The organism is Nocardioides lentus (assembly GCF_039529515.1).
GTDB lineage: Bacteria > Actinomycetota > Actinomycetes > Propionibacteriales > Nocardioidaceae > Nocardioides > Nocardioides lentus.
In genome coordinates this window covers 7,284-20,108 of sequence record NZ_BAAAMY010000006.1, presented here as the reverse complement: position 1 = coordinate 20,108, position 12,825 = coordinate 7,284, and the positions used below count along the sequence as shown (strand labels likewise).

Sequence of the window (12,825 nt, the reverse complement as noted above, 5' to 3'; positions counted from 1 at the left end):
CACCCTCCAGATCGGCCCGGCGCTCACCGCGCCGGGGTAGTGCGAATCGCTCGTACGACGGTACCTCCTGGCGCCCTGTCGTGGGACGGGCGACACGGGTCTGTGCACCGCGCGCTCGCGCGGCGCCAGACACCGGGGTCGACCCCGGCGTCGTGGCGCCGCGCGGGTGCCTCAGGCCAGGGCCATGGAGGTCTTGCGGGACTCGAGGACCGAGTCCACGAGGCCGTACTCGACGGCCTGCTCCGCGGTGAGGATCTTGTCGCGCTCGATGTCGCGGCTGACCTCCTCGCGGTCCTTGCCGCTGTGCTCGGCGATCATGTCCTCGAGCAGCGTGCGCATCCGGATGATCTCGTTGGCCTGGATCTCGATGTCGGAGGTCTGGCCGAACGTGCCCTCGGTGTAGGGCTGGTGGATCAGGATCCGGCTGTTGGGCAGCGCCAGGCGCTTGCCCGGCGTGCCGGCCGCGAGCAGGATCGCGGCGGCGGAGGCCGCCTGGCCCAGGCACACGGTCTGCACGTCGGGCTTGATGAAGCGCATCGTGTCGTAGATCGCCGTCAGCGCGGTGAAGGAGCCACCGGGGCTGTTGATGTAGATCTGGATGTCCTGGTCGGGGTTGAGCGACTCCAGGCACAGCAGCTGCGCCATGACGGCGTTGGCGATGTCGTCGGAGATCGGCGTGCCGAGGAAGACGATGCGGTCCTCGAAGAGCTTGCCGTACGGGTCGATCCGGCGGACGCCGTAGGACGTCCGCTCCTCCCACTGCGGGATGTAGTAGTTCATGTGCTCAGCTCTCCTGACGGGCGGGACGGCCCTCGTCGGCGGCCTCACGGGCGCTGGTGACGACCTTGTCGACGAGGCCGTACTCGAGGGCCTCCTGGGCGGTGAACCAGCGGTCGCGGTCGGCGTCGCGCACGACCTGCTCGACGGCCTGGCCGGTGTGCTCGGCGATCAGCTCGAGCAGCACCTTCTTGATGTGCAGCGACTGCTCGGCCTGGATCTTGATGTCCGAGGCGGAGCCGCCCATCCCCGAGGAGGGCTGGTGCATCATGATCCGCGAGTGCGGCAGCGCGTAGCGCTTGCCCTTCGCGCCGGCGCACAGCAGGAACTGGCCCATCGACGCCGCCAGGCCCATGCCGACCGTGGCCACGTCGTTGGGGATGTAGTTCATCGTGTCGTAGATGGCCATGCCGGAGTCGACCGAGCCACCGGGCGAGTTGATGTGCAGGAAGATGTCGGCCTCGGGGTCCTCCGCGGACAGCAGGAGCAGCTGCGCGCAGATGGCGTTGGCGTTCTGGTCGCGCACCTCGGAGCCGAGGAACACGATCCGCTCGCGGAGGAGCCGCGAGTAGATGTGGTCGTCGAGCATGTTGAGGCTGTCGGCGCCCGCCATGCGAGGACCGCGGGGGGTCTCGGGGCTGGATGTCTGGGTCACGTGGCGACCCTAGCCCGCGGCGCCGACACATCCACGGGCCACCGGCCGTTGTTCGCTGCCAGCGGAGCGACCCGCCGTCCCACGGGCGCACCCGGCCCGGTCAGCGCAGCCAGCGGCGCAGCGCGACCGCGACGTCCGCGTGGTTGAGCAGGTCGAAGTGGTTGCCGCCCGGCACGTGCAGGACGTCGGCGCCCGGGAACAGGTCCCGACCCCGGCGCCGGCCGTAGGCGGACTCCTGGCCCACCAGCAGGTCGCCCACCACGTTGCGCAGCAGCCCCAGCTCGGAGGTGCTCAGCGCCGCCGACACGAGGTGGTAGCGGGCCCGCGGGAGCGCGGGCACGTCGTCCGCGAGACCCGCGACGAGGTCGTGGACCCCGCGCGAGCGCTGGTCCAGGATCCGGGCGAAGGCCGCCGCCTCCGGCAGACGCGCCAGGGCGCGGCTGCCGTGGCCCACTCCCCCGGCCAGCGGTGCTCCCAGGTGCGGGGTCGACAGCGTCACGACGTCGGTGACGAGACGGGTCCACGACGCGTCCTCGGGCTCGGTCGCGACCGCCGCCGCGGCGCGCGCCACGAGGCCGCCCATCGAGTGGCCCACCAGGGCGACCCGCTCCACCGGGACCGGCCACGCGCCCACGACGCGCTGCAGCAGCGCGGTGAGCTCGACGCCGTTCTCGCGCAGCGGCAGGCCCGTGTTGTAGCGGACGAGCACCGGGGTCCACCCGTCGGCGGCGAGCTCCTCGGCGTACGTCGTGCCGCGCCGGTGCCGGTGGCGCCGGAAGTGCTCCTCGTCCTCGCACAGCCCGTGCAGGAGCACCACGACGCGGCCCGTCGCGCTCGGGTACGCCGCCGCGAGCCCCCGGGGGGACGCCTCGACGTCGTGCCCGTGGGTGCGCACCGACATCTCGATCGCCATCGGGTGCCGCTCGTCGCGCAGGCGGTCGCCGATCAGCCCGTTGACGGCCGCCCGCAGGTGGCGGCCGTGGCGGTCGCCCTCGAGCGAGGGGCCCAGGCCCGTCGAGCCGACGGCGCCCAGCCCGGTCGCGAGGGTCCGCAGGCCGAGGCCGAGACCGGCGTAGACGGGCGCCGACACCGCGCGGTGCGCCAGCTCGGGGAGGCGGGACGCCCCGCGGGTGGGGCGCCGCAGCAGGCCGTGGACCCGGTCGGCGACGGCGTGGTGGGTGTCGCGGACGGTGCCCACGACGAGCTCGTCGGCGACGACGGACGCGAGCGCGAGGGCCTGGATCACCGTGGGCTGCCGCGTGGGCTGCCGCGTGGACCGTCCGGACGCCTGCCCGGACGCCTGCCCGGAGGACTGCTGAGTGGACACCTGTGCAGTGAAGCACCGGCCCGCCGGGACGACAACACCCGGGTGGACACGGTCCACCCGGGTGTCGGTCGTGCGTGGCGGGGCTCAGGCCTTGGCGTCGCCCTGCTCGGCGCTCTCGTCGGCGCTCTCGTCGGCGCTCTCGTCGGCGCTCTCGTCGGCGCTCTCGTCGGCGCTCTCGTCGGCGCTCTCGTCGGCGCCGCCCACGGCGTACTCGGCCACCGCGTCGTCGCCCTCGGCGCCGTCGCCGGCCTCGTCGGCGGCCGGGTCGCCCAGCGTGCCGTCGGGGCGCAGGTTCGTCACGTCCACCGGGTCGCCCGAGGCGTCGGTGATGGTCGCGGCCTCCACGATCTTGGCGAGGGCCTTGCCGCGCAGGATCTCCTGCACCAGCTCGGGGATGTGGTTGTGCGCGAACATGTGGTTCGCGAACTCCTGCGGGTCCTGGCCGGACTGCTGGGCGCGGCGGATCAGGTGCTCGGACAGCTCCTGCTGCTCGATGCCGAACTCCTCGGTCTTGGCGATCTCGTCGAGCAGGAACTGCGCGGCGACGGCGTCGCGGACCCGGTCGGAGAGGTCGGCCTCGAACTCGTCGACCGTCTGCTCCTCCTCGTCGAGGTAGGCCTGCATCGACATGCCCGCCTGCGCGAGCTGCTGCTCGATGCTCTGGCGCCGGGCCGTGAGCTCCTCGGCGACCATCGACTCCGGCAGCGGGATCTCGACCTGCTCCAGCAGCTTCTCGAGGACGGCGTCGCGGGCGGCGGCGGCCTGCTCGAGACGCTTGCCCCGGCCGAGCCGCTCGCGGACGTCGGCGCGGAGCTCCTCGAGGGTGTCGAACTCGGAGGCCTGCTGCGCGAAGTCGTCGTCGAGCTCGGGGAGCTCCTGCTCCTGCACGCCGGTGACCGTGACGGCCACGTCGACGTCCTGGCCGACGAGGTCGCCGGCGACGAGCTGGGAGGTGAAGTCGGTGGAGTCGCCGGCGCTCAGGCCGGTGACCGCCTCGTCGAGGCCGTCGAGCATGCCGCCGCGACCGACCTGGTAGGACATCCCGGACAGCTGGGCGCCCTCGATGTCCTCGCCGTCCTTGGTGGCCTGCAGGTCGATGGTGACGAAGTCGCCGTCGGCGGCGGGCCGCTCGACGTCGGACAGGGTGCCGAAGCGCTCGCGCATCGCGTCGAGCTGGGTGTCGACCTCCTCGTCGGTGACCACGGCGTCCTCGACCTCGACGGCCAGCCCGTCGTAGGAGGGGATCGTGACCTCGGGCTTCACGTCGAGCTCGGCGACGAACTCGAGCCCCTCGTCGTCCTGGCGGGTGATGTCGAGCTCGGGCTGCGACAGCGGCTCGAGCTCGTTCTCGCGCAGGGCGTCGTTGTAGACCTGCGGCAGCGCCTCGTTGATGGCCTGCGCGAGGACGGCCTCCCGGCCGACCTGGCGGTCGATCACCATCGGCGGGACCTTGCCGCGGCGGAAGCCGGGGACGTTGATCTGCTGCGCGATGGCCTTGTACGCCGCGTCGAGGCTCGGCTTGAGCTCCTCGAAGGGCACCTCGACGGTCAGCTTGGCCCGGGTCGGGCTCAAGGTCTCGACGGCGCTCTTCACAGGTGTTCTCCTAGGTCGGTCCGGGGGTCTCGCGCGATGACGGCACGCGGTCCGGGCCCGCCGGCGGCTCGGGAGCCTCCGGGGCGCACGCGCGCTCCGAAGGCGCGGCGCTCGCGGGCCGACGTCCAGCGTAGGCCACGCCCCGGGAGGTCGCGGAATCCGGCGCCGGCCGCGAGGCCCGCACGCGCTCGGGCCCGCCCTCGGGCCGGTCCCGGTCCCGGGACCGGGACGGCGGGGGGCCGGCCGGACGAAGCCCCGCAGCCCGCCCGTCAGCAGCGTGGGCGGCCGGTACGGCGGGTCGGCGACGGGCGAGCGCGACGGCGGCCGGTGGCGCACCACGGAGGCCGGGGCCCACGTCGCCGTCGGACGGCGACGACGGGCTGGTCGGGGTGACAGGACTTGAACCTGCGACCTGAGCGTCCCAAACGCCCCGCGCTACCAACTGCGCCACACCCCGCGCGGTGGCCGACTCTAGCGCTCCCGCCCGGTCGACCCGGGGGGCGGCGCCGACCGTGTGAGGCCCGAGGAGTGGAGCGCCTCGCCGGCGGCGTGGAGGTAGCGGCGGAGCACGGCGCGCTCCGTGGCGTCGAAGCCGCTGTGGGCCTCGCGGAGCGCGGCGAACATCGGCATGAGCTGTGCGTAGACCGCCTCGCGGCCGCCCGGCGTGAGCCGCACCTCCACGCGTCGCCGGTCCCCCGCGTGGTGCCCGCGCTCGACGTGGCCGCGCTCGGCCAGGCGGTCCACGATCCCCGTCGCGGCCGCCGGACTGACCCCCAGCAGCCGGGCGAGCTCCCCCGGGCCGCGCGGGACGTCCGCGAGGTGCTCGAGGGTCACCAGCTCGTGCTCCGAGAGCGACATCCGCTTGGCGACCTCCTGCCGCACCTCGGCGCCGGCGGCGATCACGCCGCGCAGCGCGATGCCGAGGGCGAGCTCCTCGTCCATTTCTGTTTCACCTTCTTAATGGTTAAGATCACGAAGCACCTTACCGCCTCGTCGAAGGATCGTCATGGGCCATCGTCTCCTCTCCACCATCACCGGCCGACGCACGGCGTGGCTCGTGGCGCTGCTGCCCTTGCTGCTGGCCGGGCTGATGATCGGCGCGGTGGGCGAGGGCGAGCGCGACCCCGGACCCGCCGACGCGCTGCCCGCCGGCCTCGACTCCACGCAGGGCGTGGAGCTCATCGCGCAGCTGCCCGAGGACCCCGGCAGCTCGGTGCTCGTGCTGTGGACCGCCGAGGCGCCCGCGGACCTCGAGGCCGCGCGCGAGGACCTCGAGTCCGCCGCCGGGTCGCTGGGGGCGGTGCCGACCGGCGGGGACGGCTCGGCGCTCGCCCTGGCCGAGGACGGCACCGCCGCGATCGCCGTCGTGCCCGTCACCACCCCGACCGCCACCGAGGCCCAGGCGGTCGTCGAGGAGCTCCGCACCGAGCTCGGCGCCTCGGTCCCCGGTGGCGTCGAGGTGGCCGTCACCGGGCCGGCCGCCGTCCAGGCGGACCTGGCCGCGGTCTTCGAGGGCGCCGACGTGCGCCTGCTCGCGGTGACCGCCCTGGTGGTCGCGGTGCTGCTGGTCATCACCTACCGCAGCCCCGTGCTGTGGGTCGTCCCGCTGGCCGTGGTCGGTGTGGCGGACCGGCTCGGCGCGGTGGTCGCGACGAGGCTGCTCGAGGCCACCGGCCAGGCCTGGGACGAGTCGACGGTCGGGATCCTCTCCGTGCTCGTGTTCGGCGCCGGCACGAACTACGCCCTGCTGCTGATCTCGCGCTACCGCGACGAGCTGCGACGCCAGGAGGACCGCCGCGAGGCGATGGCCCTCGCGCTGCGGCGCACCGTCGAGCCCGTGGTCGCCAGCGCGACCACCGTCGTCATCGGGCTCCTGTGCCTGCTCCTGGCGCTGACGCCGACCACCCGCGGGCTGGGTCTCGCCTGCGCGGCCGGGGTGGTCGTGGCCGCGGCCTTCGTGCTCGTCGTCCTGCCCGCGGCGCTGGTCCTGCCCGGCCGCTGGATCTTCTGGCCCCGGGTGCCCCGCCTCGGCGAGCCGTCCACCGCGGACGCGCCGTCGCTGTGGGGCCGGATCGGGCGCCGCGTGGAGGCGCGTCCGGGCCTGCTGGTCGTGGTGAGCGGGCTGGTCCTGCTCGTGCTGGCCGCGGGTCTCACCCAGCTCCGGACCGGTCTCGACACCGAGGACCAGTTCCTCGAGACCCCCGAGGCGATCACCGCCGCGACCCGGCTCGGCGAGTCCTTCCCCGCCGGGCTGTCCGACCCGACCACGGTCGTCAGCCGGGCCTCGGCCGACGACGTCACGTCGGCCCTCGAGCCCGTCGCGGGGCTCGCGTCGCTCTCCCCCGGCGAGGAGGAGGCGGGCATCACGACGGTCGACGTCGTGCTCGACGCCGAGCCCGGCTCCGACGCCGCGCGGGACGCGATCGGGGGGATGCGCGCGGCGCTGGGCGACCTGCCCGACACCCACGTCACCGGCAGCGAGGCCGAGGCCGTGGACGAGGCCGCGGGAGCGCAGCGCGACCGGCTCGTGATCTTCCCGCTGATCCTGCTGCTCGTGCTCGGCGCGCTGGTCCTGCTGCTGCGCGCCCTGGTCGCACCGGTGCTGCTCGTGCTCGCCGTCGTCGCGACGTACGCCGCCGCGCTCGGGGTGTCGTGGTGGGTGTTCACCGGGGTCTTCGGCTTCTCCGCCGTCGACTCCTCGATGCCGCTGCTGGCGTTCCTGTTCCTGGTCGCCCTCGGCGTGGACTACAGCATCTTCCTCGTCACCCGCGCGCGGGAGGAGGCCCGCGCCACGGACACCCGGCGCGGGATGCTGCGCGCGCTGTCGGCGACCGGCGGCGTCATCACCAGCGCGGGGATCCTGCTGGCGGCGGTCTTCGCCGTCCTGGGGGTCCTGCCGCTGGTGGTGCTGGCGCAGCTCGGCACCGTCATCTGCCTCGGCGTCCTGCTCGACACCCTGCTCGTGCGCACCGTCGTGGTCCCCGCGCTGGCGCAGCTGCTGGGCGAGCGCTTCTGGTGGCCCGGGCGGGTCCGGCCGCTCCCGGAGCACGCGGGCTGAGCGGGTCCGGAGCAGGTCCGGAGCAGGTCTGGAGCGGATGACGGGAATCGAACCCGCGTAGCCAGTTTGGAAGACTGGGGCTCTACCATTGAGCTACATCCGCGTGCGTCCGTCGTCGCGTCGTGGCGGCTCCGGACGGCGCTCATCGTGCCACACCGCGCCCGGGCTCAGCCCCTCGCCCGGGAGCGGAAGACCGGCTGGCAGCGCGGGCACCAGAAGAGGTTGCGCCCGGCCAGCTCGGCGGTCCTCACGCTCGCACCGCACACGTGGCAGGGCTGCTGCTGGCGGCGGTAGACGTAGACCTCGCCGCCGTGGTCGTCGGCGCGGGCGTCACGCCCCATGGCCTCGGGCGTGTGCTCCGGTCGGACCGTGTCGATGCGACCGGTCTCGACGCCCTCGGCCATCAGGACCACGAGGTCGTCCCAGAGGGCGGCGAACTGCCCGGCCCGCAGCGTGCCCCCGGGTCGCAGCGGGTGCATCCGGTGGCGGAAGAGGACCTCGGCGCGGTAGACGTTGCCGACGCCCGCGAGCACGGACTGGTCCATGAGGAGCGCCCCGATCGCCACCCGGCTGCGCCGGACGCGCTGCCAGGCGCGGTCCGGGTCGGCGTCGGCCCGGAGCGGGTCGGGCCCCAGGCGGGCCAGGACCGCGTCGCGGCCCTCGGCGCTGAGCAGCTCGCAGGCGGTCGCGCCCCGCAGGTCGGCGTACGCCGGCGCACGGTCGTCGTCGCTCACCAGGCGCAGTCGCACCTGGCCGACGGGGTCGGGGACCTCGGCGACGGCGGGGTGCACGGCGAACCCGCCGTACAGGCCCAGGTGGACGTGGACGAGCCGGTCGTCGCCGAGGTCGACGACCAGGTGCTTGCCCCACGCCTCGGCGCCCTCGACGACCCGCCCGTCGAGCAGGGCCGCGGAGTCCGCGAAGCGGCCCTGCGGGCTGCTGACGCGGACCGGACGGCCCGCGAACGCGGCGTTGAGGTCGCGGGCCAGCCGGTGGAGGGTGTGACCCTCAGGCATCGGTCGGGGCGGGCGGCACCGGCGGCAGGCCGCCGCCGGTCTCGTACGACGCGAGCTGGCCGATGCGGCGCACGTGGCGCTCGGCGCCGCTGAACGGCGTGGTGAGGAAGACGCGGATGAAGCCGGTCATCTCCGGCAGGGTGTGCAGGCGCCCGCCCACCGAGATCACGTTGGCGTCGTTGTGCTCGCGGGCCAGCCGGGCGGTCTCGTCGGACCAGACCAGCGCGGCACGGGCGCCCACGACCTTGTTGGCCGCGATCTGCTCGCCGTTGCCGGAGCCTCCGACGACGATCGCGAGCGCCTCGGTCCCCGCGGCCTGGTCGGCGACCACGCCCTCGGCCGCGCGCAGGCAGAACGCGGGGTAGTCGTCCTCGGCGTCGAAGTGGTGCGGACCGTGGTCCACGGGCTCGTGGCCCTGCTCCGCGAGCCACCCCACCAGGTGGTCCTTCAGCTCGAGCCCGGCGTGGTCGGATCCCAGGTGCACGCGCATGTCGCCGATCCTCCCAGGTGGCCCGCGGCCGGTCCTGCCGAGGTCCGCCGGGTCAGGGGCGCGACGCGTGCCGGCGCAGGAAGGCCGCGACCTGGCCCATCAGGGGCTCGGCGGCCTCGAAGACCGACGGGTGGCGCCAGAAGCCGTGGGTCTGGCCGAGGTAGCGCGTGCCGACCACCGGCACGCCGGCCGCCGCCAGCCGGTCCACGAGCGCCTCGCCCTCGTCGCGCAGCGGGTCGTACTCGGCCGTGGTCACCAGCGTCGGCGGGAGCGCGCCCAGGTGCTCGGAGAGCAGCGGCGCCAGGTCGGGGTCGTCGAGGTCCGCCGGGGACGCCGCGTACTGCTCCCAGAACCAGGCCATGACCGGGCCGGCCTCGCGCACCTCCTCGAGGGCGTACGACGGCCACTCGCCGCGCGGGTCCAGGAACGGGTAGACCAGCCCGAGCGCCGCCGCACGGCCGGGGTGGCGCAGCGCGGCGACGAGGGCGAGGTTGGCGCCGGCGCTGTCGCCGTGCAGGAGCAGCGGACCCTCGACCGACGCGACGACCGCGTCGACGTCCTCCACCGCGGCGGGGAACCGGTGCTCCGGGGGTCGTCGGTAGTCGACGCTGAGCACCGTCATGCCGCTGCGGTTGGCCAGCCGACGGGCCGAGGCGTCGTGCACCTCGACGTCGTTGAGGACGAAGCCGCCGCCGTGCAGGTGCACCACCGTGCCCGTGCGGGGGGTCTCGCTGCCGTCCGGCTCGTAGCGTCGGCACCGCACCCCGCCGCGGGTCTCGTCGACCGCCTCCGCCACCTCCTCACGGGCCTCGGCGGCGGCCGCACGCTGCGAGGCCTCCCGCTCGGCCGCCAGGTCGAAGTCGGGGTGGTGGACCGGCACCTCGCCGGCCGAGCGGTCCAGGGCGCGCCGCGCCTGGGGGTGCAGCATCAGGCCTCCTGCAGGCGGGCGAGCTCGTCGTCGACGAGCTCGGGGTCGAGCTTGGTGAACACCGGGGTCGGCTTCGCGACCGGCGTGCCCACCGCGACCGGGCGCCGCTCCCAGGCGCGCACGCGGGAGTAGTCACCCGTGATCACCGGGTACGGCGCGCCGCCGTCGAGGTCGGCGACCTCGCGCAGCTCGGGCATCGGCTGCACCGTGCCGTCGCCGCCGAGCACCCGGTCGACGGCGTTGGCCGAGGACGGCAGGAAGGGCGACAGGACGACGTTGAGGTCCGCGACGCACTGCACCAGGACGTGCAGGACCGTGCCGAGCCGGTCACGCTGCTCCTCGCCCTTCAGGGTCCACGGGGCCTGGTCGGTGACGTAGCGGTTGACCTCGCCCACGGCGCGCATGGCCTCGCCCACCGCCTGGCGCAGACGGTGGCGACCCAGCAGCGCCCCCACCGAGTCGAAGGACGTCCCGACCAGCCCGAGCACCCGCTCGTCGGCCTCGGTGAGGGGACCCGCCGCGGGGATCTCGCCGAAGTTCTTCGCGACCATGCTCGCGGTGCGGTTGACCAGGTTGCCCCAGCCGGCGACGAGCTCGTCGTTGGTGCGGCGGACGAACTCGGCCCAGGTGAAGTCCGCGTCCTGCGCCTCCGGGCCCGCCGCCGCCACGAAGTAGCGGAAGGCGTCGGCCTGGTAGCGCTCGAGGAGGTCGCGGACGTAGATGACCACCCGCTTCGAGGAGGAGAACTTTCGACCCTCCATCGTGAGGAACTCCGAGCTCACGACCTCGGTCGGCAGGTTGAGCGCGCCGTACTCCCCCGGCTCGCCGCCCCGCTCGCCCTGCCCGGCGTACGCCAGGAGCTCGGCGGGCCAGATCTGGGAGTGGAAGGTGATGTTGTCCTTGCCCATGAAGTAGTACGACAGCGCCTCGGGGTCGTTCCACCACGCGCGCCAGGCGTCGGGGTCGCCGGAGCGCCGCGCCCACTCGATCGAGGCCGACAGGTAGCCGATGACCGCGTCGAACCAGACGTAGAGCTTCTTCGTCGGGTTCTCACGCCAGCCGTCGAGGGGCACCGCGATGCCCCAGTCGATGTCGCGGGTCATCGCGCGCGGGCGGATCTCCGAGAGGATGTTCTGGCTGAAGCGGATGACGTTGGGCCGCCACGTGCCGCTCGCCTCGCGCTCGTCGAGCCAGGCGCCCAGGGCCTCGGCGAGGGCCGGCAGGTCGAGGAAGAAGTGCTGGGTCTCGACGAACTCCGGCGTCTCGCCGTTGATCCGCGAGACCGGGTCGACGAGGTCGGCCGGGTCGAGCTGGTTGCCGCACGTGTCGCACTGGTCCCCGCGGGCCCCGGCGGCGCCGCAGATCGGGCAGGTGCCCTCGATGTAGCGGTCGGGCAGCGTGCGGCCGGTGGACGGCGAGATCGCGCCGTACGTGGTGCGCTCGACGAAGTAGCCGTTGGCGTGGACGCCGCGGAACAGCTCCTGCACCACCGCGTGGTGGTTGCGGGTGGTGGTGCGCGTGTACAGGTCGTAGGTCAGGCCGAGCGCGACCAGGTCCTCGGCGATCAGCCGGTGGTTGCGGTCGGCGAGCTCCTGGGGAGTCACCCCCGCCTCGTCGGCCGCGATGAGGATCGGGGTCCCGTGCTCGTCGGAGCCGGAGACCATCAGCACCTGGTGGCCGAGCATCCGCTGGTGACGGGCGAAGACGTCGGAGGGGACGCCGAAGCCCGCGACGTGGCCGATGTGGCGCGGGCCGTTGGCGTAGGGCCAGGCCACGGCGGCCAGGACCCGGCGCGGGGTCGGCTCCGAGGTGGGGGTGCTGGTCATGGGGAGCAGCCTAGGAGTGCGCCCGGACCTCGTGACGGCGCCCGGTCACTCCCCGCCGCGGTTCCACCGACGCTGCGCGCGGCGGCGGATCTCGGGCAGCCGCGCGTAGAGCCTGCCGCCGGGGCAGGCGGTGTCGTTGGTGTCGCGGTGGCCGTCGATCGTGGGCAGCAGGACCTCACGGCCCGGCCCGTAGCGGTCGCTGCCCTCCGAGCGGACCCGGACCGACGACGCGGGTCGCTTGCCGGCCCGCCGCAGCTTCCAGGCGGCGAGCATGACGATGGCGGTGACCGTCTGCTTCGACGGTGCGGCCACCTCCATGTTGCCGATGACGGCGATGCCCACCGAGGTGTGGTTGAAGCCCAGGGTGTGGGCGCCGCGGACCAGCGCGCGCGGGCCGCCGGCCCGGCCGACCCAGATCCGGCCGAAGCGGTCGACGAGGAAGTTGTAGCCGATGTCGGACCAGCCGAGGGACTGCGTGTGGTAGCGGTACATGCCCCGGATCAGGGCCGGCACCTCGGCGCGCGTGTAGTCGTTGGAGTTGACCGTGTGGTGCAGGTGGACCTGCTGCAGCCGGTTGCAGTAGCTGGGGCTGCCCTCGCGCAGGCGCTCGTCGGCGCCCCAGAGCCGGCGTCCGCGCATCGGCGGCTGGAAGGCCTTGCCCTTCGCGGCGCGACGGGCGGCGCGCTCCTGCCCGGCGGGGAGGTCGGCACGGTCCTCGCGGCGCGTGCCCGGGTCGATGAGGACCACCTTGAGGCCCCGCGGGGAGCGCCCGGAGCGCCGCCGGACCTGCACGGCGTCGGCGGAGCGCACCCAGGCCAGGTCGCTGCCGCGGCGCGCGTCGCGGGCCTCGCGGTTGCCGGCCGTGGGCCCGTCGTGCAGGGGGCGGGCCGGGGTCCACCGGCCCCACGCGCCGTCGCGGCGCACGCGGAGCTCGAGGTCGGGGTGCGCCTCCTCGGGGTTCCAGGTCAGCGCGACCAGCGCGAAGCGGTCGCTCTCGATCCGCCCGAGGGTGCCGTCGGACTCCTCGGCGCGACCGGGTCCGCCGAGCGTGACCTCCGCCGAGCGCACGACCGAGCCGGCGTCGGAGCGCAGCCGCACGCGGCGCGCGCGGCCGGCGGCGTCCGCGGGTCCGCCGCGCAGCGCGACGGCGGCGGT

11 protein-coding genes and 2 tRNA genes are annotated in these 12,825 nt (G+C 74.4%); 1 reads left to right on the top strand and 12 read right to left on the bottom strand.

Features of this window, described 5'->3' with window-relative positions:
- Positions 1 to 171: 171 nt before the first annotated feature.
- From ABD158_RS13455 to ABD158_RS13430, 6 genes are all read right to left on the bottom strand, one after another.
- Complete coding sequence (locus tag ABD158_RS13455) at positions 172 to 780, bottom strand: ATP-dependent Clp protease proteolytic subunit (RefSeq protein WP_344008032.1); 609 nt, start codon at positions 778 to 780, stop codon at positions 172 to 174.
- 4 nt (positions 781 to 784) lie between these two features.
- Positions 785 to 1,390 (bottom strand): ATP-dependent Clp protease proteolytic subunit, encoded by a 606-nt coding sequence (locus tag ABD158_RS13450; protein WP_344008226.1) that lies wholly within the window; start codon positions 1,388 to 1,390, stop codon positions 785 to 787.
- A 142-nt stretch (positions 1,391 to 1,532) separates the two neighbouring features.
- The gene (locus ABD158_RS13445; RefSeq protein ID WP_344008031.1) at positions 1,533 to 2,759 is read right to left on the bottom strand and encodes an esterase/lipase family protein; all 1,227 of its coding nucleotides are present in this window, start codon (positions 2,757 to 2,759) and stop codon (positions 1,533 to 1,535) included.
- 84 nt (positions 2,760 to 2,843) lie between these two features.
- The gene (gene tig / locus ABD158_RS13440) at positions 2,844 to 4,352 is read right to left on the bottom strand and encodes a trigger factor (RefSeq protein WP_344008030.1); all 1,509 of its coding nucleotides are present in this window, start codon (positions 4,350 to 4,352) and stop codon (positions 2,844 to 2,846) included.
- A 381-nt stretch (positions 4,353 to 4,733) separates the two neighbouring features.
- Positions 4,734 to 4,809: transfer RNA gene (locus ABD158_RS13435), tRNA-Pro, on the bottom strand.
- Between the two features lie 14 nt (positions 4,810 to 4,823).
- Complete coding sequence (locus tag ABD158_RS13430) at positions 4,824 to 5,294, bottom strand: MarR family winged helix-turn-helix transcriptional regulator (RefSeq protein WP_344008029.1); 471 nt, start codon at positions 5,292 to 5,294, stop codon at positions 4,824 to 4,826.
- 64 nt (positions 5,295 to 5,358) lie between these two features.
- Between ABD158_RS13430 and ABD158_RS13425 the strand changes: the two genes are divergently transcribed.
- The gene (locus tag ABD158_RS13425) at positions 5,359 to 7,410 is read left to right on the top strand and encodes an MMPL family transporter (RefSeq protein ID WP_344008028.1); all 2,052 of its coding nucleotides are present in this window, start codon (positions 5,359 to 5,361) and stop codon (positions 7,408 to 7,410) included.
- A gap of 29 nt (positions 7,411 to 7,439) precedes the next feature.
- Here the strand turns inward: ABD158_RS13425 and ABD158_RS13420 are convergent.
- The 6 genes from ABD158_RS13420 to ABD158_RS13395 all read right to left on the bottom strand — a co-directional run.
- Positions 7,440 to 7,513 (bottom strand) — tRNA-Gly (locus ABD158_RS13420).
- 64 nt (positions 7,514 to 7,577) lie between these two features.
- Positions 7,578 to 8,426, bottom strand: a complete 849-nt coding sequence (locus tag ABD158_RS13415; protein WP_344008027.1) for an Fpg/Nei family DNA glycosylase — start codon at positions 8,424 to 8,426, stop codon at positions 7,578 to 7,580.
- Positions 8,419 to 8,916, bottom strand: coding sequence for a ribose-5-phosphate isomerase (locus ABD158_RS13410; protein ID WP_344008026.1), 498 nt, complete (start codon positions 8,914 to 8,916; stop codon positions 8,419 to 8,421). Before ABD158_RS13410 ends, ABD158_RS13415 begins: the two co-directional genes overlap by 8 nt.
- 52 nt (positions 8,917 to 8,968) lie before the next feature.
- Entirely contained in the window at positions 8,969 to 9,844 is an 876-nt protein-coding gene (locus ABD158_RS13405) for an alpha/beta hydrolase (RefSeq protein WP_344008025.1), read from the bottom strand.
- Positions 9,844 to 11,670 (bottom strand): methionine--tRNA ligase, encoded by a 1,827-nt coding sequence (metG, locus tag ABD158_RS13400; protein WP_344008024.1) that lies wholly within the window; start codon positions 11,668 to 11,670, stop codon positions 9,844 to 9,846. Before metG ends, ABD158_RS13405 begins: the two co-directional genes overlap by 1 nt.
- Positions 11,671 to 11,715: 45 nt before the next feature.
- Positions 11,716 to 12,825: peptidoglycan recognition protein family protein (locus tag ABD158_RS13395; protein WP_344008023.1), on the bottom strand; the 1,110-nt coding region annotated here is incomplete at its 5' end.